Annotated in this window: 24 protein-coding genes and 1 tRNA gene (1 of these 25 only partly in view); 15 read left to right on the plus strand and 10 right to left on the minus strand. The window is 47.1% G+C overall.

The annotated features are described in order from the left end of the window. The 10 genes from EXU30_RS14040 to EXU30_RS14080 all read right to left on the minus strand — a co-directional run. Positions 1-30: the 5' portion of a phosphate ABC transporter ATP-binding protein gene (locus EXU30_RS14040; protein ID WP_130601047.1), read on the minus strand. Its footprint begins 765 nt before the window's first position; only the first 30 of its 795 coding nucleotides appear in the window; its start codon is at positions 28-30; the stop codon falls past the left edge of the window. Between the two features lie 13 nt (positions 31-43). Then, a complete protein-coding gene (locus tag EXU30_RS14045; RefSeq protein ID WP_130601049.1) occupies positions 44-889 on the minus strand; it encodes a PstA family ABC transporter permease in 846 nt (281 codons plus the stop codon). Then, a complete protein-coding gene (locus EXU30_RS14050) occupies positions 886-1,827 on the minus strand; it encodes a PstC family ABC transporter permease (RefSeq protein WP_130601051.1) in 942 nt (313 codons plus the stop codon). Before EXU30_RS14050 ends, EXU30_RS14045 begins: the two co-directional genes overlap by 4 nt. A 15-nt stretch (positions 1,828-1,842) precedes the next feature. Continuing rightward, on the minus strand, positions 1,843-2,673 hold the full coding sequence (locus tag EXU30_RS14055; protein WP_130601053.1) for a phosphate ABC transporter substrate-binding protein: 831 nt from the start codon (positions 2,671-2,673) through the stop codon (positions 1,843-1,845). A gap of 181 nt (positions 2,674-2,854) precedes the next feature. Further along, positions 2,855-3,892 carry a selenide, water dikinase SelD gene (gene selD / locus EXU30_RS14060; protein WP_130601055.1) on the minus strand — a complete coding sequence of 346 codons (1,038 nt, stop codon included), beginning with the start codon at positions 3,890-3,892 and terminating at the stop codon, positions 2,855-2,857. A 74-nt stretch (positions 3,893-3,966) separates the two neighbouring features. Beyond that, positions 3,967-4,131, minus strand: coding sequence for a hypothetical protein (locus EXU30_RS20290; RefSeq protein WP_165399023.1), 165 nt, complete (start codon positions 4,129-4,131; stop codon positions 3,967-3,969). Positions 4,132-4,435: 304 nt separating this feature from the next. Next, entirely contained in the window at positions 4,436-5,347 is a 912-nt protein-coding gene (gene focA / locus EXU30_RS14065) for a formate transporter FocA (protein WP_130601057.1), read from the minus strand. 338 nt (positions 5,348-5,685) lie between these two features. Next, positions 5,686-7,215, minus strand: a complete 1,530-nt coding sequence (locus tag EXU30_RS14070) for a PhnE/PtxC family ABC transporter permease (RefSeq protein WP_130601059.1) — start codon at positions 7,213-7,215, stop codon at positions 5,686-5,688. A gap of 2 nt (positions 7,216-7,217) precedes the next feature. Beyond that, complete coding sequence (locus tag EXU30_RS14075; protein WP_130601061.1) at positions 7,218-8,015, minus strand: ATP-binding cassette domain-containing protein; 798 nt, start codon at positions 8,013-8,015, stop codon at positions 7,218-7,220. Next, a complete protein-coding gene (locus EXU30_RS14080) occupies positions 8,015-8,893 on the minus strand; it encodes a putative selenate ABC transporter substrate-binding protein (protein ID WP_130601063.1) in 879 nt (292 codons plus the stop codon). Before EXU30_RS14080 ends, EXU30_RS14075 begins: the two co-directional genes overlap by 1 nt. Before the next feature lie 324 nt (positions 8,894-9,217). Between EXU30_RS14080 and EXU30_RS20295 the strand changes: the two genes are divergently transcribed. The 15 genes from EXU30_RS20295 (at position 9,218) to hycI (ending at position 25,354) form a co-directional block, all read left to right on the plus strand. Then, positions 9,218-9,309: transfer RNA gene (locus tag EXU30_RS20295), tRNA-Sec, on the plus strand. 106 nt (positions 9,310-9,415) lie between these two features. Further along, positions 9,416-10,915: an L-seryl-tRNA(Sec) selenium transferase gene (gene selA, locus EXU30_RS14085; protein ID WP_242620215.1), complete on the plus strand. Its 1,500-nt coding sequence runs from the start codon at positions 9,416-9,418 to the stop codon at positions 10,913-10,915. Then, a complete protein-coding gene (gene selB / locus EXU30_RS14090) occupies positions 10,915-12,840 on the plus strand; it encodes a selenocysteine-specific translation elongation factor (protein WP_130601065.1) in 1,926 nt (641 codons plus the stop codon). Before selA ends, selB begins: the two co-directional genes overlap by 1 nt. Before the next feature lie 1,041 nt (positions 12,841-13,881). Beyond that, positions 13,882-14,562: a 4Fe-4S dicluster domain-containing protein gene (locus EXU30_RS14095; RefSeq protein ID WP_130601067.1), complete on the plus strand. Its 681-nt coding sequence runs from the start codon at positions 13,882-13,884 to the stop codon at positions 14,560-14,562. After that, positions 14,549-16,576, plus strand: a complete 2,028-nt coding sequence (gene hyfB / locus EXU30_RS14100; RefSeq protein WP_130601069.1) for a hydrogenase 4 subunit B — start codon at positions 14,549-14,551, stop codon at positions 16,574-16,576. The genes EXU30_RS14095 and hyfB overlap by 14 nt, the downstream gene beginning before the upstream one ends. After that, on the plus strand, positions 16,576-17,529 hold the full coding sequence (locus EXU30_RS14105; RefSeq protein ID WP_130601071.1) for a respiratory chain complex I subunit 1 family protein: 954 nt from the start codon (positions 16,576-16,578) through the stop codon (positions 17,527-17,529). Before hyfB ends, EXU30_RS14105 begins: the two co-directional genes overlap by 1 nt. Before the next feature lie 12 nt (positions 17,530-17,541). Beyond that, on the plus strand, positions 17,542-18,987 hold the full coding sequence (locus tag EXU30_RS14110) for a hydrogenase 4 subunit D (RefSeq protein WP_130601073.1): 1,446 nt from the start codon (positions 17,542-17,544) through the stop codon (positions 18,985-18,987). Positions 18,988-19,008: 21 nt separating this feature from the next. Then, on the plus strand, positions 19,009-19,659 hold the full coding sequence (gene hyfE, locus EXU30_RS14115) for a hydrogenase 4 membrane subunit (protein ID WP_130601075.1): 651 nt from the start codon (positions 19,009-19,011) through the stop codon (positions 19,657-19,659). Between the two features lie 5 nt (positions 19,660-19,664). Continuing rightward, on the plus strand, positions 19,665-21,260 hold the full coding sequence (locus EXU30_RS14120; protein ID WP_130601077.1) for a hydrogenase 4 subunit F: 1,596 nt from the start codon (positions 19,665-19,667) through the stop codon (positions 21,258-21,260). Between the two features lie 13 nt (positions 21,261-21,273). Next, positions 21,274-23,070, plus strand: coding sequence for a hydrogenase large subunit (locus EXU30_RS14125; RefSeq protein ID WP_207234070.1), 1,797 nt, complete (start codon positions 21,274-21,276; stop codon positions 23,068-23,070). A gap of 9 nt (positions 23,071-23,079) precedes the next feature. Continuing rightward, a complete protein-coding gene (gene hyfH, locus EXU30_RS14130) occupies positions 23,080-23,643 on the plus strand; it encodes a hydrogenase 4 subunit H (RefSeq protein WP_130601079.1) in 564 nt (187 codons plus the stop codon). After that, positions 23,630-24,454, plus strand: coding sequence for an NADH-quinone oxidoreductase subunit B family protein (locus EXU30_RS20915; protein ID WP_130601081.1), 825 nt, complete (start codon positions 23,630-23,632; stop codon positions 24,452-24,454). Before hyfH ends, EXU30_RS20915 begins: the two co-directional genes overlap by 14 nt. A 6-nt stretch (positions 24,455-24,460) precedes the next feature. Continuing rightward, on the plus strand, positions 24,461-24,586 hold the full coding sequence (locus EXU30_RS20805; protein ID WP_278044715.1) for a formate hydrogenlyase maturation HycH family protein: 126 nt from the start codon (positions 24,461-24,463) through the stop codon (positions 24,584-24,586). 88 nt (positions 24,587-24,674) lie between these two features. Further along, positions 24,675-24,863, plus strand: coding sequence for a formate hydrogenlyase maturation HycH family protein (locus tag EXU30_RS20810; RefSeq protein WP_278044716.1), 189 nt, complete (start codon positions 24,675-24,677; stop codon positions 24,861-24,863). Between the two features lie 2 nt (positions 24,864-24,865). Then, complete coding sequence (gene hycI, locus EXU30_RS14145) at positions 24,866-25,354, plus strand: hydrogenase maturation peptidase HycI (protein WP_130601083.1); 489 nt, start codon at positions 24,866-24,868, stop codon at positions 25,352-25,354. Positions 25,355-25,426: the final 72 nt, after the last annotated feature.

Consider the following 25,426-nt stretch of genomic DNA (forward strand, 5'->3'; position numbering starts at 1 on the left):
CGGGATTAGCTTGTTGATTACAGTTTGCATTTTCTAAACCCTGTTAACGACGTGCCATTGCACTGGCGCTTGAAAAAATAATTGTAGTGAAACACAGCAAACTCAAGGCTGCGCCAAAGGCCATATTAAGTTCAGTTTGGCTTTGATACTGAGAACTAAAATAGAAAATAGTAAACGGTAGGGCTTCATAACGTTCAAATATACCGCCAGGCAAGCCTGCATTGGCTACTGCGCCTGTAAGCATGATAACGGCAGTATCTTCCGCTGCTCGCCCTATAGATAGCATCACGCCGCTGACGATACCTTTTTTTGCTTGAGGTAATAACACATAGCGCTGCTGTTGCCATGGTGTCATACCGAGTGCTGATGCGCAGATCGAAAGCGACTTGGGCAGTGCCTGCAGTGCGGTGCGGGTAGTGACGCTAAGGTAAGGAATAATCAGCATCGCCAAGCATAGTGATGATAATAATAAGCTTGAATTGGCAGATGGGGCGATGGTATTTCTTAACAACACAATCAGGGTGAAGCCAAACAGCCCCATGAGAATTGATGGTACTCCAGCGAGGATTACCACGCTAAGCTCTAGCGCTTGTTTGAATATTGATGCTTTAGCGTAGGTCAGCCAAATACCTGTCGCAATACCTGGCACGATTGCTAAAGATATGGCCCCTAGCACGACTGAGATTGTGCCAATGCAGGCAGGCCAAATACCATCCCAGATTGGTGCTAGCCCAAGTATTGCTTCTAGCATAGGTGTGTCACCAAAGTACAAGCTCAATCCTAGCGTTGGTGCGCCTTTAATCACTATGAAGCCGATAACTAAGCTCAGGCACAACAGCAAAATAGCGACAGACATTAAACACCAAAGCTGGAATAGTTTTGCGTTCATGTTGTTTGCCTGTTGTCAGAGCAGCTTTGTGTATTTATCGAGGTGTTTACGTTTGTTACTTGAGTCGTGGCTAGAGCTAAATCTGAACGGACTTTTTTACCGGCGCCTTGTTGCTGGCTCTGCCCTAACTTTCTTACCGACAAAGTGATGAAGAGGTTGATACAGAGTAATAAGAAGCCTGCAGCGAATAATGAGTTGTATTCTGCGCTGCCGTGTTCAGTCGCGATAACTAAGCCAATATGCGCTGTGAGTGCACGCACAGAGTCAAACAGGCTGCTAGCTAGTTGAGGTGCATTACCTGCTAGCATTAAAGGCAGTAAGGTGTCGCCGATTGCTCGGCTAAAGCCAAGTAGCGCCGCGCTGCATATGGCGGGTTTTGCCGCTGGAAGGGTGACATGAAATAGTAATTGCGGCGATGTAAAGCCCATGGATGCAGCTGTCTGAGATAATCGAGCCGTCAAAGGTTGGCAGTAGGCATCGAGTACCATCACCATCACTGGCAAGATTAACAGCACTAACATCAAGCTTGCGGCTAATAAGCTAAAGCCTGAGCCTTGGTTAAAGGTTTCGCGAATAAAAGGTACCAGTAAGAAAACTGCAGCAATGCCGTATACCACGGTTGGAATACCTGCCATGAAGCGGATGAGTCGTCGAATCCATACTGAGTACTTTTTATATTGTTCGAGTTGGCAAAAGCCGCACACTCCTAGCGCAACAGGCAGTGCAATAATGAGCGCAACAAGTCCTAGGAGACATGAGGCAGCAAGCATAGATAAGATGCCAAACTGACCTTGCTCTGGCTGCCATGCGAGGGAAAATGTCGAGCTATTGGGATTGATAAACACTGGCAGAGCAAACCAAAACAAAAAGCCGAATAGCGCCAGGATAAGTATTAATACTACCGCGCTGCATATCTGTTGTAGTCGCTCTGCCATCATGGTTAAGTTTATCGATTAACTTTTTGACACCGGGATGTAGCCAGACTCTTGAATGAACTTGGCTCCATCTGCACTGTAAATGTAATCGATAAACTTGCGGGTTAACCCTTGAGGCTCTCCTTTAGTGTTCATGTACAGCTTACGAACCACAGGATATTCACCCGATGCACAGGCTTCATTGGTCGGCTTGACCTTATCTAGCATTGGCGCTTTTACGGTATTGTCTATGTAGCCAACACTGCTGTAGCCAATCGCGCCAGGATCGCGAGCAATGGCCGTTTTCATTGCGCCATTTGACGGAACAACATTCGCTGAGTTGATCACAGGTGATTTGTGCAGCAGCTTTTTCACAAATACAGAGCGGGTGCCACTGGCTTCATCACGGGTAAATAGGTTGATGTCACGGTTCTCGCCACCGACCTGTTGCCAGTTAGTGATAATGCCGGCATAAATGTCGCTAACTTGCTTTTGAGTCAGTCCTTGTACTGGATTGTGCGGGTTAACAATAATGGCTACACCGTCAATCGCAAACGGGAACGACACTAAACCATGTTTGGCTTCGCCAGGCTTTAGCGGGCGTCCTGTGTTACCAATATCCACCAAACCTTTGGCAACTTGTTTTGCCCCCACACCTGAGCCGCCACCTGCAATGGTGACGCGAACCTGATGGTTGGACTTCATGATCGACTTGGCCGCTTGCTTCATCACTGGGATATGAGCGGTGCCGCCAGCGATATTAATTGTGCCAGATTGGCCATTAAATACGTCGACATCGGCTGCAAAAGCTGTAGGCAAAACACTGAGGCTACACGCAAGTAGCCCAGCTAAAGTTAATTTAGTGCGCATAATCATTCCTAGGTATTTATAGATGGCACGGGCAGGTGATAGTGATGACTATGGCTAGGGCCGTGCTAGTTGGTTTGTTTATTGAGCCTGAATACCCCTTGATATTACGGCGTATTCAGGCGGGCGAGAGCCAGACCTGGATCTCAATCGTGTTTTGGGTTTAATCGTAAAACTTACAGCACTAGAGTTGAATAATGCTGTTATCTGGTTGTGGTGTAACGAGTTCACCGATGCACTGAGGCCGAATGCCTTGCTCACTGAGTAGTGCTTGTAAGCTCGCTTCGGCATCAGCCGAGACGCTAATTAATAAGCCGCCACTGGTTTGTGGATCGCACAGAATATTGCGCTGCTCGTCACTGAACTCAACTAGATGCTTGAGACTGTCGTAGTTACGCAAGGTGCCACCTGGAATCGAGTTCAGCGCCAAGAACTTATCAACATTATCCAGTAGTGGAATCGCATTAAAGTCGAGCTTAGCTTGTAGCTTCGCGCCCTGACATATCTCAATTAAGTGCCCTGCGAGACCAAAACCAGTAACATCAGTCAGTGCATTAACACCATCAATTTCAGCTATCAATTGGCCGATTTTATTGAGGGTGCACATGGCATTAATGGCGTTTTCAATGTCGGCAGTTTCAGCGAGCTTTTTCTTTTGGGCTGTAGATAGTACACCTATACCAAGCGGCTTGGTGAGATAGAGCTTATCTCCCACTTTAGCGGTGTCATTTTGCTTGAGCTGCTTAAGGTTGACCTGTCCGGTGACCGCTAAACCAAAGATTGGTTCTGGTGAATCAATACTATGGCCGCCAGCAAGCATGATGCCCGCTTCAGCGCATTTTTGTCGTCCGCCCTCGATAACCTTTTGCGCAACCTCTGGTGCAATTTTATTGACTGGCCAGCCTAAAATGGCAATGGCCATTATCGGTGTGCCGCCCATGGCGTAGATGTCGCTAATGGCATTGGTAGCCGCAATTTGACCAAAGGTAAATGGGTCATCAACAATCGGCATAAAGAAGTCGGTAGTGCTAATAATGCCTGTGTGTTCATCTAGCTTGTAAACTGCTGCGTCATCGCGGCTTGAATTCCCTACCAACAAGTTTGGGTCGTTAAACTCGGGTAGGGATGAAGCGAGAATAGTGCTGAGAACTTTCGGGGAGATTTTACATCCACATCCAGCGCCGTGACTGAATTCGGTAAGTTTAACTGTGTCTTGACTCATGGATTGAGCTCCTTGGCGTTGGTATGCGTTTGCTAACTGCAAAACTTAAGTGAGCGATATTGCCCTTGATGCGCCTAACCGCGCTTTTTAGCAAGCCAAAGACCTGCCACGATAATCACTGCGCCAACAACTGGCAGTAAGTCATACATGTGATGGAATAGCCCAATGCCGCCGTGACCTTCATGGGCGAAGGCCGCGCATGGTACAAACAAGCTGGCAGCGACTAATGACTTTTTCATGATATCTCCTAAACAATTTTTGTGCATAAATATTCATTCATTGTTGGCGTTGTTATTGCCAAGATATATGCAAATAAATAACATTTTTTATTTAAAGTATTTAGCAAATAACGTTATAGCAAAAAGTGGGTTAGTTTCTAATGATGCTGTTCACAATAACGTATTTGCTAATTTGGTTTTTAAGTAAGTTGCCTTTTCTATAGCTTGGTTAGAAAGCTTGTTTAGAAAAAATACTTTGGCAACTTACTTATTTTTTAGCGAGTTGATAGTTTTTAATAAAATTTATTTTTATATTTGGAAACTACTAACGTGCTTTTTGTTTGGTTAGTTTTTCACTTTGCTGAGCGTTCTCTTTTAACTTTTCTAAAGCTAACTCAGGTCTTCTATGAACCGCCCAATAAGCAAAGCCAACTAACAAGCCACCGCCGATAATATTACCGATAGTTACCGGGATTAAATTAGCTAGGAAGAAGTTGCGAATAGTCAGATCTGCAAATTGTGCTGGGTCATAACCAGTCATTGACCAGAACTCAGGCGTTGCAAAGTTTTGAATTAGAATGCCGGTTGGGATCATAAACATATTGGCGATACTATGCTCAAATCCACAAGCAACAAACATAGCCACAGGTAAGATCATCACCATTACTTTGTCTGTGTTAGTTCGGCAAGAGAACGTCATCCATACGGCCAAGCAAACAAGTAGGTTACACAAGGCGCCTAAGATTACGGCTTGCAAGAAGGTGTGATGCAACTTGTGCTGGGCAATTTTCATTGCATTAATGCCCCATTCACCGCCTTTACCCATGTAAAGTCCAGCGAGGAAGATAACTACTGCAAACAATACTGCGCCGATGAAGTTGCCAAGATAAACCACGCTCCAGTTGCGGGCTATTTGGCCGTTGGTTAACCTGCCGCTGGCTCTAGCAACCACGGTAAGTACGGTGGAAGTAAATAGCTCACCACCACAAATAACCACTAAGATTAATCCCAAACTAAAGGCGATAGCGCCAACAAATTTGGTCATGCCCCATGGCGCGTCCCCAGCGCCTGTGGTGACGGTCACGTAGAATACGAAAGCGATTGAGATAAATACTCCAGCCGACATGGCTAAGAATAACGCTTGAAGTGGTTTCTTGGTTGCTTTACCAACACCTACATCTTCTGCTTTACGGGTCATCGCCGGTGGCAGCAGTGCGTCAAAAGGATTGTTATCCATATTGCACCCTCCTTAGGTTGCTTTTATGGCCTGGCACACTTTGACTGACCAGCCTTTGGTGCCGTTTTTATTGTGCGCCAGCAAACTGCTGGCATTATTTCTCAGGTCATACCAAATTAAGTTGGTAGCCCTTTAAAGCAACTGCCGCGCCAAGTGTTTTGTATATTTTTAATACATTGTTTTATATAGCTTTTGTGTTTGATGGTTTTACTGGTAAGTGCTGGTGGTTGCGAGGTGTCGACACTAATGTCGAGTGGTATCTAAAATGTGATCGACATGCAGAATGTTTAGGATACTTTTAACCCGGTCACAGCTTGAGGATGGTTACAATAACTGGGTTAGCAGCTTGCTTGGGTGTTTTTCGGCATGCTTAGCAAGCGTCTTGAGGTGGTATCAATCGCCAGGTTAAGTAATGCGGTGCAGGCGATTAACACAATCGCATCGCTGTAGCGGATCTCACTGAAATTACTGTCGATGTAAAAACCTAGAGTCATGATGCCTAACATGCCAAAAACGGCGGTTTCTCTTACGATAATTTCAAATCGATAAAACATCAGTGCCATTAAATTAGGGTAAATACTTGGCAGCATATGGTAGTGGAACAGGTTGAACTTACCTTGTGCGACTTGTTGCGGATTAAGTTGATCGCTTTGGCGCACTGCGAGATAGGCGATAACCGCGCCATTATGAATGGCTAAGGCGATAATCGCCGGCAACATGGATGGGCCAAACAAGATTAAGAATACAAATGCCAAAATGTACTCAGGCACCGAGCGACCGACTAACAACAGCAACTGACCTAAGCCTGCTACAGGCTTTGACCATAGGTGTCGACTGGCAACAGCATGGCCTTTGAGGGTAACAAAATGGCTAGCGGCTAAGGCGAGTACTGCAAGAATGACAGTGGTAACGGCGCCCGGCAGGGCTTGCTCGCTAATCAACCTGGTAATCCAGCTGCCAAGGGCAGACCAATCTATGCTCTGCATATCTTGTGCATTGGCGATAGCTGGCGGCAAAATATCTTCAGTGAAAAACCGTACCAATAAACTGCCATCAATTGGCGGAATGTCGCTTAGGGTGACCAAGGCAATGACCAAGTAAATTGGCAGTAACTTGGGTTTGCACCAGTAGCGGATACAACCAATCAGGGTGATAAAAATCATCAGCAATGCCGCACCTTCATGGTAGTTACCTTGCCTAAACGCGGTTTCAAGATAGAAACCGAGTGTTGGCATACCAATAAAGCCCAGCACGGCGCTACTGCGTAGGGCACACTCAAATCGATAACGGGTGTATGCAATCATCTGTGGCAGCACTTGCGCTATCTTGCCGTAGCTATAGCGACTGATAATGTCGCTTTGCTTGGAGATGCTATCGATAGGAGCGTTAGATGATTGGGTGAGAATGTCACTAAACACCCTGGCAAATGTCGCGGCAAAGGGAATGGTGATCGCCAAGATGCCGGTTACCGGCGATAAACCAAAGATTTGCAAAAATAATAATGCCCAGAATATCTCATGTACCGCGCGAGCGAGTGAGCATAAGGTCGACACCGCTTTATGGCGGTATATGAGTGACAAAGGCGCGCCAAATAGTAGGCCAAAGGTGATGCCTAACAGGGCAAAGTTGATGGTTTGCACAACTGCAGACATTAAATACTCTGTGGCAAAAAAGTCAGGTGCTAATATGCCTTGTGCCATTAGTCCAAGCTCATGCCAGGGATTAAAGCTCACTATTTCAATGTCAGCAAAAGGTAGTGCGAGCAGCGCGATTAGCCAGATCCCAAGGGTGACCTTTTGCCAGTACCCTAGGTGGTAGCGGGCTGAATTGTTAGCTGCATAGGCTTTGGTGTTTAGCGTGCGAGTCATTGCTAACCTACGTCCTTAAGCTGCTCGTCAGAGTGCTTAATGTTTTCCGTATCAAGAGCTTTTGCTTGTGGATCAGTTACTTTTGTTTGTGGATCAGTGAATAGGGCTTGTTGGCTGGCAACCAGTGTTTTTTGATACAGCTCGGTAATCTTAGCTTGATTGACTGTCTCTTCGTGGCTATCAAGCGCCAACTGCCCCTGACACAGGGCGATGACTCTATCAAAATGACTTAAGGCCAGATCTCTGTCATGCACTACCATGATGACGGTTTCATGCAAATCGAATAACTTGGTGATCAGCCGCCGCGCCATAAGCGGGTCGATGGCCGAGAAGGGCTCATCACCAATGAATACCGCTTGTTGTTGATACACCGCGCGTCCTAGCGCAACGCGCTGGCGCTGGCCGCCAGAGAGTTGATCGACTTTTTTATCAAGCGCTTGGTCTAACTCCAGCTGCTGGCAAATGCTTTGTACCTTATTCAAGTGGCTTTTAAAGGGCTTGATAAGGTTGACTAAGTTATAGCTCCAATGGTGACGCGCAAGCGCGCCCATATAAATGTTGTGATAAATACTTAAGTTATCTACTAAGCCCTGGGCTTGCGAGCAAAGCGCTGCCTGGTCTTGTAGTTGCTGATAAATATGATGCAGCAAGCTAGACTTGCCAGCGCCCGATGGTCCGATAATCGCGACCTTTTCCCCTTTACTGAAGTCGAGGTTGAGATTAAAGATCACCTGCGTTTGTTGTGTCTCTGAACCAGAGTCAGCGCCGTAAAATAGGTTAAGGTCGCGAAGTGTTAGCATCAGTCAATTAATCCTATTTGTTTTGCCACATCTTCTACCGGTTGGTAGTCGGCATTGGTTGCTTCAACAAATGACGAACGTGGGAAGCTTTTGAGTAGATCTGGGTTATCCATTTCTAACAGGGTTGTTTTCACCTTCTGGATAAAGCCGTCACCGTATTTTGCATCCACATCGGAGCGAATAGTCCACTGATAGTCAGGGTAGGTGGGTGTTTCCCAAATCACGCTGACTTTGCTGGTGTCGATTTTGCCCTCAGAAAGTTCCTTCTCCCACACTTTGTAATTCACCGCGCCGATTTGATAAGCACCTGACTGCACCTGGGCAATGGTGCGGCTGTGATCGCCAGAAAAACCTACGCGCTTAAAGGCTTGTTTTGGTGACTTATGTAAGTGCTGCTCAATAAAGTATTGCGGCATTAAGCGGCCTGAAGTAGAGCCTTTAGAGCCAAAGGTAAAGGTGGTGCCATTAATGTTGGGGAAGTCTTTACTCGCTGTTAGCCCAGTACTTTGGTGGGCAATGATGTAGCTTTTGAAGAATTGATCTTCATAACCCTGAGCGATGGCTTGTGAGTCCTTCACTAGCTTACGCGCTTGCACGCCAGACAGACCGCCAAACCAGGCTAGCTGTACCTGATTGTTTCTAAAGGCAGTGACCGCTGCCGAGTAGGATTTTACTGGCACATAGTTAACATCCACCCCAAGCTGCTGCTCAAGGTAGGTTGCCACTTTTTCAAAGCGGGTTCTTAGTTGGCTTTCATCTGCATCAGGAATGGCGGTAAAGGTAAAGGTCGCCGCTTCTACGCAGAAGAAAGGAGCTAAAGTCAGGGTAGCGATGGCTGAGAATTTTGCGAACGCTTGGCTTGGTTTGCGATTTAACATAGTTACTCCATAAATAGGTAAACGAGTGTTTACGAACTCATAAGCTTTTATCGTGATGATTCAAAGATAAAAGCTAATATCTGTAACCAGTCAATTCGGCATGACCTTTATTAAATAATATACAGGGCAATTTTATATTTGGGTGATGTTAATCACATAGCACGGAAAATTATATTGAACGTTGTTCAAGTAAGTATTGGTGTTTTAAAATTATTTACATGTATCAAGTCTTTGCTGGTAATTAAAAAATTTGTCTTTGTTTTATATATTGAGACTTGGTTCAAATATTTATTTTTCTTAGTGGTTATACTGAAAGCCAATTAAGGAAGTTGATGAGGTCTGGTGGCCTTCTCGGTCTTCAAAACCGATGTGAGCCTAATAGGCTTTGGCAGGTTCGATTCCTGCCTCTTCCGCCAAATTTATACAATGCCAGTTGATAGTTTATTATTGATGTGACGTCTGCAGATGTTGTTAATTTCCGCTTTATTTAGATGGTTTCATCAATGAGTGGAGCAATAAGTAATGACTACTTATAAAATTAGTGATGTCAGCGATGATAATAGTGAAACTGGTGATGTTTCTTCCTCTGATATGAATATTTATTCAAATGGAAGGCTGCGCCTTCCCCAAGTTGAGCAAGTCCTGCAGCGCCCTTTTATTACCCCATTCATAGCTCAGTTGAGTCGGCCATTAGTGACTCAGGCTGTGCGAGAGTATTTCGCTAAAGTGCGCGCGAGCCAGCAGTCGCAAACCATTACCCATTTTGATTTAGAAGCGGGTATTACTCGTGAGTTGTCTAAATTGATGCTCGTGCGTCAGCAGCGAGTGATTAATGCAACTGGCACTATTATTCATACCAATTTAGGGCGCTCACCCATTAGCCCTGAGCTGTGGGATCAAGTTAAAGACGTCAACACCCATTACAACAATCTTGAGTTGGCTTTGCATAAAGGCAAGCGTGGCCAGCGCAAGGGGCTAATCGCCGAGCTACTTCAGGCGCTAACTGGCGCTGACAATGCGCTGGTGGTTAATAACAATGCCTGCTCTGTGTACCTAATTTTGTTGGCGTTAGCCCAAGGTAAAGAAGTGATTGTTTCCCGCGGTGAGCAAATTCAAATCGGCGGCGGCTTTCGTATCCCTGATATTTTAGCTATGTCAGGTGCCAAGTTAGTTGAAGTGGGCACTACCAATGTCACCACCTGCGGTGACTACATCAACGCCATTACCGAAAATACTGCCATGGTGCTGCTGGTACACCAGTCTAATTTTGCCATTCGCGGCTTTACCGAGTCGGTAGATATCAAGGCGCTGAAAGCCAGATTGCCTGAAGATGTGATTTTGGCGGTTGACCAAGGCTCAGGCGTATCCACTGAAGATTTTTGCCCAGAAGAAAAAGACATAGGCCGCTACATCAAGCAAGGGGCAGATCTTGTGTGTTTTTCTGGCGATAAGATTATTGGCGGCCCACAAGCCGGCATCGTGTGTGGCCGTGATGATTTAGTTCAGATACTTGAAAAAAGCCCGATGATGCGCGCCTTTAGGCCGGGACGAATTATCTTGTCGCTGCTAGAAGCCTTGCTAGTTGAAAAGCTTAATCGCAGCGACATGGGCAAGGGTATTTCTCAGGCGCAAATCGAGCGCTTACCACTGACTAAGCGTTACGCTGAAAAGCTTGCCTGCTACTTTGGCGATAAGGTTGAAGTGCAGCCGATGACCGCGGTAGTTGGCGGTGGCACGCTACCTGATTGTGATTACCCCTGTTATGGCGTCGCCATAGTGGGTGAGGCGAAATTGCTTAGTGAGCAGCTGCGCGCATGTCCTATACCTGTTATTGGGGTGATAAATCGCGACCGCTTTGTGCTCAACTTAGCCAGCGTGACCGAAGATGATTTTGAAGTGTTATTTGAGCAACTTTGCGCGCTGTTTGCACCTGAGCAACAGCCTGTTAGTCAAAAGGCGCTTAGTCAAGAGCGAGTTAGTCAAGAGCTTGGGCAAGGGAAACAACAAGAGGGTAATAGCTAATGACATTGCAAACAGACTCTCACGCAACTCATCACTCCCATGGGCAAGCTAACGCGCTAACTCAAGCTGAGCAAAACTCAAGCCTGTCGTCAGTGGTGGCGTTAGCAGGGCATGTTGACCATGGTAAAACTGCGCTTATCTATGCCATGACTGGCATTATGACCGCGCGTAAGGCCGAGCAAGAGTGCGGCATGACACAAAACCTTGGCTTCGCGCATTTTAAAGATGCTAAAGATCATCAAATAGGCATTATTGATGTGCCGGGGCATGAGCGCTATATCCGCAATATGGTGGCAGGTCTGTGGAGTATTGATCTAGTGCTGTTGGTTGTTGCCGCCAACGAAGGCTGGATGCCAATGACTCAAGCTCACCTTGAAGTGGTCAACGCCATGAGTCATGCCAAGGTGTTGGTATGTATTACTAAATCGGACTTGGTTGATAAGCGCCGTTTGAGCGAGCTTGAAGATGAATGTTTGCAACGGGTGATGGACACCTGTGAGCAGATCCCTAATGTCATCTGTGTCAGCGCCCATAGTGGTGACAATATTAATGAGCTAAAGCAGCTGATAAGCGATGAGCTAAACGATGATTCAATTGTTAGCGCAGCTCAAGAAGCGGGGGCTGAATCTGCAGCGGAGCAGGCGTTATCTGCCACGGGCATACAATCTTGTCATTTGTATGTGGATCGCAGTTTTAGCATTAGTGGTATCGGCACTGTGGTCACAGGCTCTTTGGTCGGCGGTGAGTTGAGTGTTGGCGACAAGCTGCACTTAATGCCAAGCAATCAAGTGGTTAAGGTGCGTAACCTACAAGCCTACAATAAAAGTGTTGAGCATGTTGCTGGCACCAGCCGCGTCGCAGTGGGGATTAAAGGGGTTAACTTTAAGCTAATTCACCGCGGCGATTGCTTAACTAATGAGCCGCAAGTGCATCAAGGCACCCAAGAGATCATTTTGCGGTTGAATAAACGCACCGACAAGCTGCGCAATTGTCAGCTGGAAGTCGCCATTGGCAGCTGGAATGGTATCGCGCAGATGATCAAAATTACCGACACTCAGCTGGTACGTCTTAAGCTAAAAGCGCCAGTAACCTGTTATTTCGGTCAGTCGGTGGCGCTTATTCAGCAAGGTGGCAGTCGCTTAATTGCTGGTGGTCGCATCGCCTGGCTGACACCGATTATGCGCTGGCAACGTCGTCAGCTGTATCATCTGCTAAACCAACTACCGCAAGAGTTTAGCTCGCCTTATCAAACCAAGGTGCAGCTGCAGCTTAATGGCGTACTTGAAAAGCAGCAATTTGCCTGTGTTAAAGGCTCTGATGTTGTCAGTGATTTAAAGTTGATTGAAACCGATAAACATTATTTACTCACCAGCCTTGTTGAAGAGGCTGAGCAGAAAATATTAATGCTACTGGCTGAACCTGCAGCAGCAATTACCAGTGCCGAGTTTGTCTCACGCTTGAAACTATCGCCAGTGACGATTGATTTGGTGTTGCAGCGCCTAAAAGCGCAGGAAAAAGTACATCTAAGTTTTGATACCTGGGTAGCAGAGCAGGGCATGAGTGAAGATGACTTATGCCCTGCCAGTCAGAGCCTACTGGCCAAAGTGCGCGATGCCGAGCGTGCCGGCATTGCTGCTGACAAACAGCTAGTGGGCAATGATAAAAAGCTGATTAAAAACCTAGCGCGGCTTAAATACGTCACCCTGTTGGATGACCATATTTATTACGACACCCAGCTTTATAATCAACTGGTTGAAGATGTACTCAGCGGTTGTGAAAAGCTCGACTTATTGTCGATGGCGCAGATTAAAGACCGCAGTCATTTGAGTCGTAAATATGCTATTCCGTTAGCTAACCGTATGGAACGAGATGGTTGGGTGAGACGACAAGAGAATGATCGTTTGGTGTTAAAGTTGGTTTCATAAAACCTTTGAATAAAGGTTTTTTGGGATTCCAAATTACTTATCTTGTTCCAAACTTCCTTTGGATTGCCACTTAATGACTTCGTCATTTGCAACCAAGGGGCGTTGAAAGAGTACCAAGCTGCGCTTGGTGTAAAGTCGTGGGATTTCATCCCACACCCGAGCAAGAAGGGGATCAACAGCAATCCCCTCTTGCATCTCCCCGTGCCGCCCCAACGAAATTGTTTTTCCTCATTGCTTATTCGAAAATACCTAACGCTTTCGATAGGCCATCCATGGCCAAACGAAAGCTAGCCTGACGTCCTGTCAGGCTTACGCTATTTTCTTCAACGCACTTCGGCAATTCCGAAGGGGGTTGTTGTAATCTGCAACCACATTGGTATTAAAAACCGCTTTTGGATTTTATTGCTTTCTTAGGAGCCTTCATATCACCAGAGTGAAATGAAAAAACGCCGTGAGCTCGGCCATGGATGGCCGACTAGCTTTCGAGGGGAAGGGACGCCCCATCGGAAGCGTTAGGTGTTTTTTAATGGAGCGAAGCAGGTTCCAAGCGAAGTCAGACGCTAAATAATACTCCGTTGGAAATTTTCGCTTTTCAAAAATTTCGTCGGAGCGGCAAGGGAGTTCCTGTTGACTCCCTCTTGGTCGGGTGTGGGATGAAATCCCACGACTTTCACCAAGCGCAGCTTGGTCATCCTCTCGCAACCGCAGGTTGCAAATGACGCAGTCATTAATTGTTAATCCAAACGAAGTTTGGAAAATCCACATTCCAAACTTGGTTTGGATCAACCTCCCAGCTGTGATCCCCATCACTGTCACCCCAGAATCTCGCCATCGACACTAATGTCGACAGCATTAAACAAAGTTTAATTTTTAAACCAAATCTAACGCTTTCATTAGCACCATCTTATTTTTGCTTGATTAAAAATCTTAATAAAAACATTGATTTAAAACTGCTTTTTCCAAACTGAGAGGTGCGTTTAAAACTTGGTGTGGAACTTGTAATAACAGGCCAAGTACTGCAATAAAAACAAAAGGCTGATTATGAATAGTTTTCTTATTGCAGATCCGACGCAATGTATTGGTTGCGGGACATGTATGGCAGCATGTTCCACAGTGCATAAGGCGAAAGGACTGCAAGCAAAACCAAGATTGACGGTAATGCGGCACAAGAGCGCAACAGCGCCTGTGATGTGTCGTCATTGCGAAGACGCTCCATGTGCCACTGTTTGCCCAGTAAAAGCTATCACTCAGAAGGACGGGAAGGTGCTTCTGAATGAAACCGAATGCGTCGGTTGTACATTATGTGCAATTGCCTGCCCATTCGGGGCGATTTCACTCGATGGTAGCCGCCCCATCGCGATGGCAAATTCTTACGACATTCATATCCCATCAGATATTCATTCAAGTAACCCGTCGACATCAACGCCGAGCTGCTTTGGTAATGACCTATTGGCCTGGGAGCCTGGGGTAAAAAGTATCGCGATTAAGTGCGATCTTTGCCACAGCAATCCTGAAGGCCCTGCGTGCGTCGCGGCTTGTCCTACTCGAGCGATTTTCTTTGCTAACGAGGGCAACCTAGCTGGCGCATCTGATCATAAGCGTGAGCAAGCTGCTTGCACTGGTGCCAACATCACTTTAGGTGTTGATGCGCCAAAACAACCTGTGCTGGTGGCAAGTAACCCAGCCAACGTTGCGGAGGGTGACAGTCATGACATCGCTTGATTTTTTACTCTTATCTATCATTTTGTATGTGGCGGCTGCGTGCGGCTCTTTGCTGTTTTATAAGCAAGAGGCATTAGCGAGCAAGCTGTCTGGCGTGCTGGGTACCTGCGCAGGTATTGCCGGTATCGCAGCCAGTATTCCAACCCTGTTATCGGGTGAGGTAATCGTTAAGGCGATTTACAGCCCGTTCTATTTCTCTGACTTTGTTATTCGCCTTGATGGCTTGTCGGCCTTCATGCTGATGGTGATTTCACTATTGGTGGTGGCGACCTCGGTTTACTCTATCTCTTACATGAAGGAGTACTTTGGTAAAGGTGCCTATGCAATGGGCTTCTTTATGTACAGCTTCATCGCCTCTATGGTTGCCTTGGTGGTTTGTGACAATGCTTTCTACTTCATCGTGTTCTTCGAGATGATGTCGCTAGCGTCTTACTTCCTGGTTATCGCTGAGCAAAACGAGAAGAGTGTTAAAGCAGGTCTGCAATACTTCTTGATTGCTCACGCAGGCTCTGTACTTATCATGATTGCCTTCTACATCCTGTACCGCGAAACAGGCAGCTTGAACTTTGCTGAGTTCGCTAAAGCTGAGCTAACAGACATGCAGGCATCTGCAGTGTTCTTATTAGCATTTTTCGGTTTCGGCGCGAAAGCGGGCATCATCACGCTGCACGGCTGGCTACCTCAAGCTCACCCGGCGGCGCCTTCTCATGCATCGGCAATGATGTCAGGTGTGATGGTTAAGATTGGTGTGTTCGGTATCATCAAGGTAAGCATCGACTTCCTAGGTGCTGAAACTGCCTGGTGGGGTTATGTGGTATTAGCTTTTGGCTGCGTATCGTCAGTGCTAGGTGTACTTTACGCCCTTGCTGAGCATGATATTAAACGTCTACTTGCTTATCACACTGTTGAGAACGTCGGCATCATCTTAATTGGTGTGGGTATCGGTATGATTGGTATCGCTCACGATATGCCAATTCTTGCCACATTAGGTTTATTAGGTGGTCTATACCACTTACTTAACCACGCTGTGTTTAAAGGCCTACTTTTCTTAGGTGCTGGCTCGGTTATCTACCGCGTACACACCAAAGACATGGAAAAGATGGGCGGTCTTGCCAAGCTAATGCCGTTAACTGCAATTGCTTTCTTAATCGGTACTATGGCGATTTCTGCTCTGCCTCCACTTAACGGTTTTGTCAGTGAGTGGTTTATCTATCAATCACTATTAACCATGAGTAAAGAAGGCACACTTGCAATGCAAAGCGCTGCGCCAATCGCTGTAGTCATGCTTGCGATTACTGGCGCGTTAGCTTGTATGTGTTTCGTTAAGGTATTTGGTATCTGCTTTAGCGGCGGCGCGCGCAGTCCACAAGCTGCCAAAGCCACTGAAGTGCCTATGACCATGGTATTTGGTACCGGCAGCTTAGCCGTGCTTTGTATCATCCTAGGTGTAGGTTCTCCTTGGATTGCGCCCGTTATCTCAACGGTTGCGAGCACCTTGGTGGATACTCAAGCTGTTACGGTTACTCAAGGCTTTGCGCTTATCCCAAGCGATGCAAGCCAAGCAATTCTGTCTACTCCAGTCATTGTTATCACGTTAACTGCACTATTCATCGTACCGATTGCGCTTGTGGCCATGTTTAAAGGTCCAAAAATGGCGAGTCGCAATGCCGGTGACCCATGGGCGTGTGGTTATGGTTATGAAGACAAGATGTCAGTGTCTGCAGGTGGTGTGACTCAGCCTGTACGCTCGATGTTCAAGCCGCTTTATACCTTACGTAAACGCATCGACCCAGCACCATTAATGGCTAAAACCTTAGCCGGTACAACTAACGGTGCAGGCTCACTTGAGCCGCAATTCGATAACAAGATGATTCTGCCTGTTGTTGCCCTAGTGCAGCGAGTTGGCCGAGTGGTGCAAAACCTACAGTACGGTGACTTCCGCGCTTACTGTCTGTACATCATTGTGGCACTGCTGGTGTTGCTATTCGTCCCACTTAACTTAGGAGTAAACTAATGCAAGGGCTTGAAATGCCAAGTCCTGATTGGATTGCTTTAGCAGTCTTTCAGGCATTATTCATGATTGGTCTTGCTCCACTGGCCACAGGTTTTACTCGTGTGCTTCGCGCTAAGATGCACTCTCGTAAAGGTCCTGGCGTGCTGCAAGACTACCGCGATATCGCTAAGCTGCTTCGTCGTCAAGAAGTTGCTCCAAATCCATCTGGGTTAGTCTTTAAGGTAATGCCAATGGTGCTGATCGCAACTATGTTGCTTGTCGGCATGGCGCTACCAACAGTGACCAATAGCTCACCGTTCCCGATTGCCGGTGACGTGATTACCGATATCTACTTATTCGCAATTTTCCGCTTCTTCTTCTCTCTATCGGGTCTGGACTCAGGCAGTGTTTACGCTGGTGTGGGTTCAAGCCGTGAGTTGACCTTAGGCGTGTTAGTCGAGCCAATTTTAATGCTGTCTATCTTCACTATGGCGTTATCTGCAGGCACCTTCGACTTAGGTTACATCAGTACTTATATGGCAACCGAAACCTGGCAAGTGCCTGGGGCGGTGTTGCTAGCCGGTGCTGCATGTGCGTTCGCTGTGTTCATTGAAATGGGTAAGCTGCCATTCGATAGCGCTGAAGCTGAGCAAGAGCTACAAGAAGGTCCGGTAACTGAGTACTCAGGTTCTGGCTTTGCTTTAGTCAAACTGGCTCTTGGCCTTAAGCAGCTGGTGGTTGCACAACTCTTCCTTGCCTTGTTCATCCCATTTGGTAAAGCCGCTGAGCTGACCTTTAGCGGTGTGCTCATGGCGACGCCTATCTTACTTGCCAAGTTATTCGTGGTGTTCTTAATCGCCGGTGTTATCGAGAACAGTGTTGCTCGTACCCGCTTCTTAAAAACATATCACCTGACTTGGGTAGGATTTGGCATCGCTGTACTTGGCTTCATCTTCTACTTAATCGGTCTATAGGGAGCAAATAAGATGACGTTAGAAACTCTTGCTCTACTCACCATTTTGTCACCGTTTATCGGGGCAATCCTAACGGTATTAGTGCCGAAAGACACCGCCAAGTGGGTTTGTCAGTGCTTTGCAGGTATAGCATCTGCAGGTGCGATTGGTATCGCCATCACGCTACTAAGTGGCGGCGAATCCAGTGTGAGTTATTCATTATTGTCGATTGGCCAAGTTGAATTATTTGGCATCACCATCGATAAAGTTAGTTCGTTAATTACCGTTGCCGTTGTGGTGCTTGGTTTACTGGTGAGTTTGTACTCACTTGGCTATATGTCAGAGGGTAACCGCGAGCATCCACATGAGGGAATGCCACGTTACTACGCCTTCTTGCTTATCTTCATCGGTGCAATGGCGGGCTTAGTATTATCATCGACCATTTTAGGTCAGCTGTTCTTCTTCGAAGTAACAGGTGCCTGTTCTTGGTCGCTAATTGGTTACTACCAGTCGCCTAAATCGCTTAAAGCTGCGCTTAAAGCATTGTTGGTGACCCATGTGGGCTCAATTGGTTTATTTGTGGCAGCAGCCTTTGTATTCAATGCAACTGGCACGTTCGCAATTAGCGCATTAGCCACACTGGATGAAAGCACTAAGACCATCGTATTTATGGGTATCTTGTTTGCAGCTTGGGCGAAATCAGCTCAGTTACCACTGCATGTATGGCTACCAGATGCGATGAACGCGCCAACGCCTGTGAGTGCTTACTTACACGCAGCTTCTATGGTTAAAGTGGGCGTGTACATCTTTGCTCGCGCTATCATGGAAGGCGGCGAAATTCCTGAAATCATCGGTGTTATCGGTGTTGTCAGTGCCATCATCACGCTAATTTACGGCTTCATCATGTACCTGCCACAAAAGGACATGAAGCGCCTATTAGCTTACTCAACCATCACTCAACTTTCATACATCTTCTTAGCGCTATCCCTGTCGATCTTCGGCTCTAAGCTAGCACTAGAAGGCGGTATTACTTACATCTTCAACCACGCGTTTGCTAAGAGCTTGTTCTTCTTAGTTGCCGGTGCATTCAGTTACACCATGGGTACGCGCATGTTGCCACAACTTAAAGGTGTGGTGAAAAAGTCGCCGCTACTGGCTGTCGGCTTCTGTGTTGCGACCTTGGCAATTACCGGTGTGCCTCCATTTAACGGCTTCTTCAGTAAGTTCCCACTGTTTGCAGCAGGTTTTGAATTGTCTGCCGAGCACAGCTGGTTAATGCCAATCATGATTTTGGCATTGATTGAGTCGGTCGCGAGCTTCGGTTGGATCTTGTACTGGTTCGGTAAGTCAGTTGTCGGCGAGCCTTCAGAGGCGGTTGCCAACGCTAAACCATTACCAGCGTCAATGAAAGTGGTGATTGTCTTCTTGATTGTGATGTCACTGTGTTCAAGCGTTATCGCTGCTAACTGGCTTGTATAGCACTGAGAAAAGGAAGGATTTATGAATCCAGATATTGTAATTAACAACCTTGCCGGCTTGCTGATCATCACCAGCGTGATGCTCATTGGCTCAAGTAAGGCGAAATCTGCCGCGATTCTCTACTCGGTGCAGTCGCTGGTTTTAGTGTTGACCTTCTTGGCGATCGCCAAGTCGGTTGACGCCACCGAGTTATACCATTGGTCGATAACCGCATTCATCACCAAGGTGATTGCATTACCTGCGCTGCTTTACTACGCGCTTAGCAAAATGAGTGACCCAAGTGCAGATAAGCCAGCACTGAGCATGAGCTGGATAATCCCAATTGCGGGCATCATCTGTATCGCCAGCTTTCAGGCGGTTGAGTCAGTTGCTTTGCCGATTGTTGAGCACCTAAAACCAGCACTTGCTGTGTCGGTAGGTCACTTCTTCTTAGGTCTGCTGTGCATCGTCAGTCAGCGCAACATTCTTAAACAGCTTTTTGGCTACTGCTTAATGGAAAACGGCTCGTCGTTAACCTTAGCGCTATTAGCTAACAAAGCACCAGGCATTGTCGAGATTGGTATCACTACCGACGCTGTTTTTGCAGTGATCTTCATGGTGATCCTTGCCCGTCAAATCTTCAACAAGTTGAACACCTTAGACGTGAATCAACTGAATCAACTTAAGGGGTAATCAAGATGTCTCCAACTGATATGTTGCTATTACTTATGGTGATCCCTTTAGTGGCAGCGGGTATCTCATTCGCTAGCATTAAAGGCGGCGAGGGTGGCCGCAAGATAGCTATAGGCTGTCACGCCCTGTCGATGATTGCCATTTTAGTGTTGTCATTTACCTTGGCTGGCACAGTGTTCTTTGATGGACCTGTGATATCTGAGGGGCGCTGGTTGTATCTAGATGGGCTATCTGGCCTGTTCTTAGGGGTACTGGGTCTAGTCTCGATTCTTACCGGTATGTACTCAATTGGCTACATTGGCCATGAGTATAAACACGGTGAAATCTCTGGCACTAAGGTGTCGCTGTACTACGGCCTGTTTAACTTGTTTATCGTTTCTATGTTAGTGGCGGTAACAGCAAACAACGTGATTATGATGTGGGTCGCCATTGAGGCAACCACCATCTGCTCAGTGTTCTTGGTTGGTCTTTACGGTCAGCGCTCGTCACTGGAAGCCGCGTGGAAGTACATTGTGATTTGTACGGTTGGTCTTGCATTTGGTTTGTTCGGTTCAATCCTAACTTACTCAAACGCAGCAGCTGTGTTTGCTGACCCTGCTAACGCCATTTTCTGGACTGACATTCATCAAAATGCTCAGGCATTGGATACAACGCTAGTACATCTTGCGTTCATCTTCGTGCTGATTGGCTTTGGTACTAAGGTGGGCTTGTTCCCAATGCACGCTTGGTTACCCGACGCTCACTCCGAGGCGCCAAGTCCTGTGAGTGCACTGCTTTCAGCAGGGCTTTTGAATTGTGCTTTGTTAGTAATTCTACGTTACTACATCATCACGGTTAAAGCGATTGGTCCAGCTTTGCCGCAGAACCTGTTATTGATTTTTGGTTTCCTTTCGGTAGCGACTGCGGCATTTTTTATTATCACCCAACGCGACATCAAACGTCTGCTGGCGTACTCAAGTGTTGAGAATATGGGTTTAATTACTCTAGCTATCGCACTTGGACCACTAGGTGTGATTGCCGCACTACTGCACGTTATCAACCACAGCTTAGCTAAAACCCTCATGTTCTGCGGTGCTGGCAATATCTTGCTGAAATACGGCACCCGCGACATTGGTATTGTGAAAGGCATTTTGCGTGTTGCGCCTATCACAGGTGTGTTAGTGGTGATTGGTGCATTAGCTCTAGGCGGCGTGCCTCCATTTAGCATCTTTGTCAGTGAATTCACCTTAGTGACAGCCGCCATTGGCGACGACAGAGTGCTATTTACCATCGTATTACTACTGATCTTAACCATTGTTCTTGGCGGTTTAGCTTATATGGCAGCCCAATGCGTGATGGGCGAGCAACCTAAAGAAGTGGAAAAAGGTGAGCTTGGCTTTATGACCTTAGCGCCAATGGCTGCGATTGTAGTAATGCTAGTTGTAATGGGGACAGCCATTCCAACATCTGTACTAAAAGGGATTGATAGTGCAGCGCTTGTCATCCTTGATAGCGAAGAAAGTAGCGTGATGAATACTTTGAATCTTCCTCTCAAGTCTCTTCATCAAACTCAGCAGCAGGCCAATGCCGATCTGACTGAAATCCCACTAGCGCAGCAATAAGCGAGGAGTTCCTGTGGATTTTAATACTAATTATCAAAGCAGCGAAGACGCCCCAGTTGGGGGCGCGAAACAAGCATTTAGCCATGCCAACCATAAAAGAGATAATAAAATCGGTTACGGCTATGTTGCAGGGGTTCATCAATTCTTTCCTTCGGCAATTATTGAAGAAGAGTGGCAAACCGAAAACCAGGTCACTATCACTGTGAAACCAACCTCCTTAATTGAGGTGATGAAGTGGTTGTACTACGAGCAAGGCGGCTGGTTAGCTGTGTCATGGGGTAATGACGAACGTAGCATTAATGGTCACTTCGCCCTGTACCACGCGCTTTCGATGGAAGGTGAAGTGAAAAGTTGGGTAACGGTGAAAATCTTAATTGATGAGAAAACCCAGGAGTTTCCATCAATCACGCCGCACATTCCAGCAGCGGTGTGGGGCGAGCGTGAAGCCCGTGACATGTATGGTCTGCGTCCTGTTGGTCTACCGGATGAGCGCCGCTTAGTGCTACCGGATGACTGGCCAGAAGACTTACACCCACTGCGTAAAGATGCAATGGACTACCGTCAGCGCCCAATGCCAACTACTGAAGATGAGACTTACCCATTTGATAACCAATTAGGTGACGACTCAAACCGCATTGTGCCAGTGGGGCCGCTGCACATTACCTCAGATGAGCCTGGACACTTCCGCTTATTCGTAGACGGTGAGGACATTGTTGATGCCGATTACCGCATGTTCTATGTGCACCGCGGCATGGAAAAACTCGCTGAAACCCGCATGGGTTATCACGAAGTGGCGTTCCTGACTGACCGTGTGTGCGGTATTTGCGGCTTTACCCACAGCGTGGGTTACTCAAACAGTGTGGAAAATGCCCTTGGCATTCAGGTGCCAGAGCGCGCCAAGATGATCCGTACCGTGCTGCTTGAGGTTGAGCGTTTGCACTCGCACTTACTCAACATTGGTCTTTCAAGTCACTTTGTGGGCTTCGATACCGGTTTCATGCAGTTCTTCCGCGTACGTGAAAAAACCATGGAGCTGGCTGAGCTGCTAACTGGCGCGCGTAAAACTTACGGCCTGAACCTGATTGGTGGTGTGCGCCGCGATATTCTCGCCGCGCATCGTTCACAAGGTATCAAGATGGTGCGTGAAGTGCGTGATGAGTTTAACGAGCTGGTGGACTTCTTAATGGCGACGCCAAACCTAGATAGTCGTATTAGTGGCGTAGGTATTTTAGACCGCCAAGTTGCTCGTGATTTTAGCCCTGTAGGCCCTGCTATACGTGGTACTGGCTGGCAACGTGACGCGCGTATTGTGCATGGCGGCACGCTGGAATCTTACGGCAAGATGCCAATGGAGCTGCAGCACGAAAACACGGGTGACGTGCGTGCCCGTGTGTTAGTTCGTGTACGCGAAGTGTATGACTCACTCAACATGGTTGAGTGGGGCTTGGACAATTTAGCACCAGGTAAGTTGCTAATCGAAGGCTTTGATTATCAACCAAATAAATTTGCGCTTGGCTTCACAGAAGCACCTCGTGGAGAGAACGTACACTGGAGCATGACAGGGGATAACCAGAAGCTATTCCGCTGGCGTTGCCGCGCGGCGACCTATGCTAACTGGCCAGTACTGCGCTACATGCTACGTGGTAATACGGTGTCAGATGCGCCGCTGATTATTGGCTCACTTGACCCATGTTACTCGTGTACTGACCGCGTCACCATTGTCGATAAGCGTAAGAGTAAGTCTAAAACTCTGTCTTACAAAGAGTTTGAACGCTACGGCATGGAACGTAAGCATTCACCGCTTAAGTAGGGAGACACCATGTTTAAATTATTTAAAACGATTGCTAAAGCGGGTGAGTCGACCACTAAATACCCCTTTGCTCCTTATGAAACCAGTGACGACTTTCGTGGTCGTCCTGAGTACGAGCCAGAGCAGTGCATTGCCTGCGCGGCTTGTACTCGCGCCTGCCCAGCCAATGCGCTGATTATGGAAACCAAAGAAGCCGACGACTCACGTCGTTGGCAACTCAACCTCGCGCGCTGCATCTACTGCGGCCGCTGTGAGGAGGTTTGTCCAACTGGTGCAATTAAACTGTCGCAAGACTTTGAACTGGCGGTAGCCAACAAAGCCGATTTATACGAGCAAGCCGTATTTAAATTAGCCCATTGCCAAGAGTGCGAAACGCCATTTGCGCCAAAAAAAGCGGTGCAATATGCCCTTGATTTGCTAATTCAATCCGGTCTCGACCAAGAGCAAATTGATATTCGCGCTAAACAACTTAACACCTGCCCAGATTGTCGTCGTAAAGCCAATATGCTTGAAGGTGACGGACTGATGCAGGGCAATGCCTTGAAACAGGAGGTCGTCAATGAAGGGTATTAAGAAAATCGTTGGCAATGACCACACCCAAGCGGTACCAGTCGAGATTGATGAACAAGCTGCAAAACTAAAAGGCACCTTGCTTAAAGACATTAAACGCTCAGCGTATGTATACCGAGTTGACTGCGGTGGTTGTAACGCCTGTGAAATTGAAATCTTTGCTGCCATCACGCCAGTGTTTGATGCTGAGCGCTTTGGTATCAAGGTTGTGGCATCACCGCGTCATGCCGACATCTTGCTATACACAGGGGCGGTAACGCGCTCAATGCGTATGCCTGCACTGCGCGCTTATGAAGCGGCGCCAGATCCTAAAATTGTGGTGTCCTACGGCGCCTGTGGTAATGACGGCGGTATCTTCCATGACCTTTACTGCGTATGGGGCGGCACTGACAAGATCATTCCTGTGGATGTGTACATTCCAGGTTGTCCACCAACGCCAGCGGCAACCATTTATGGCTTTGCAGTGGCGCTTGGTTTGTTAGACCAAAAACTTAAAGCAAAACACCATGATGAGCGTGAAGGCGAAGTCGTGACCTTGAAGCACACAGGCATTCCACTTGAGATCAAAACCTTGATTGAACGTGAAGCCCGCCGCTTTGCTGGTTACCGTTATGGTGCCCAAATTGCTGATGAGTTTATGACTGTACTTGCCAGTGCAGATCCATCCAATGTCGATGCCAAAATCAAGGCTTATCTCGACGAAAAAGAAGACCCACGTTTAACCGAGATTATCACTAGCATTAATCGCGCTGTGTTAAATCGTATGGGGCAACCTGCATCAATGGGCGAAGCTGTCGCCGTAAATCAAGGGTAATTGCCTATGTCAGACAAGGTGCTGTTTTACGCTTTAAGTCGCAAGTTTGTCGACGAACAAACAGATGTGCCGGAAGAAGCCAAATCGGTGATTTATTATGGCCTAGCCATTGGTCACCACTTAGGGTCGTAGATTGCTTAAAAGCAGTGGTTACTTGCTCACGCAGTCAATATCAAACTTGGCTTGAATATTTGCCAGAGGCAGTACGGCAAGGCGTAAGATGGAAGGTTTTTTCACCTTTGGCGAAATTACCATCTTTCCAGAGCATATTCATATATTGGCTAATGCGTTTGAAGCTGCCATAGAGCAGCAAACAGACGAGTATCAAACATTGAGCCGTGATTTTATTAAGGCGCTAGGTGCGATATACCGCGAGCCTGATATGTACATGATGATTAGGGAGAGATAGTGATGACTGACATTAATCAAGATGCGCCAGCGAAAGTCAAAAACGTGTTGTTAGCAGTAGGTAACAGCATGATGGGCGACGATGGCGCAGGCCCTTTACTGGCAGAGCTGATGCTCAAAAATCCAATCGAAGATTGGGCGGTAATTGACGGCGGCAGCGCACCTGAAAATTGCGTGTACAAGGTTCGTCAACTTGCCCCTGAACGGGTGATTGTATTTGATGCGGCAGAAATTGGTGAGCAAGCAGGTGAGGTGAGGGTGATTGACCCAGATGCCATTGCCGATATGTTTATTATGTCGACACACAGTTTGCCGCTGAACTTCTTAATTGAAGATTTAAAAACCTTTGTACCTGAAGTGTTATTTGTGGGCGTACAACCAGCGATTGTTGCGTTCTCGTTCCCAATGACAGAGATGGTAGAAGACGCCGTTGGCGACCTATACCAACGTTTGCCTAATTGGCAAGGTAATGGTGGCTACGCGGTGATTTAGTGGTTCTTTGCTACCACTAGTTCGCTAGAGCTCGCTTACTTTAGCGAGCAATAGTTTGAGGTTTGTGACGGG

The organism is Shewanella maritima (assembly GCF_004295345.1).
Taxonomy (GTDB): Bacteria; Pseudomonadota; Gammaproteobacteria; order Enterobacterales; family Shewanellaceae; genus Shewanella; species Shewanella maritima.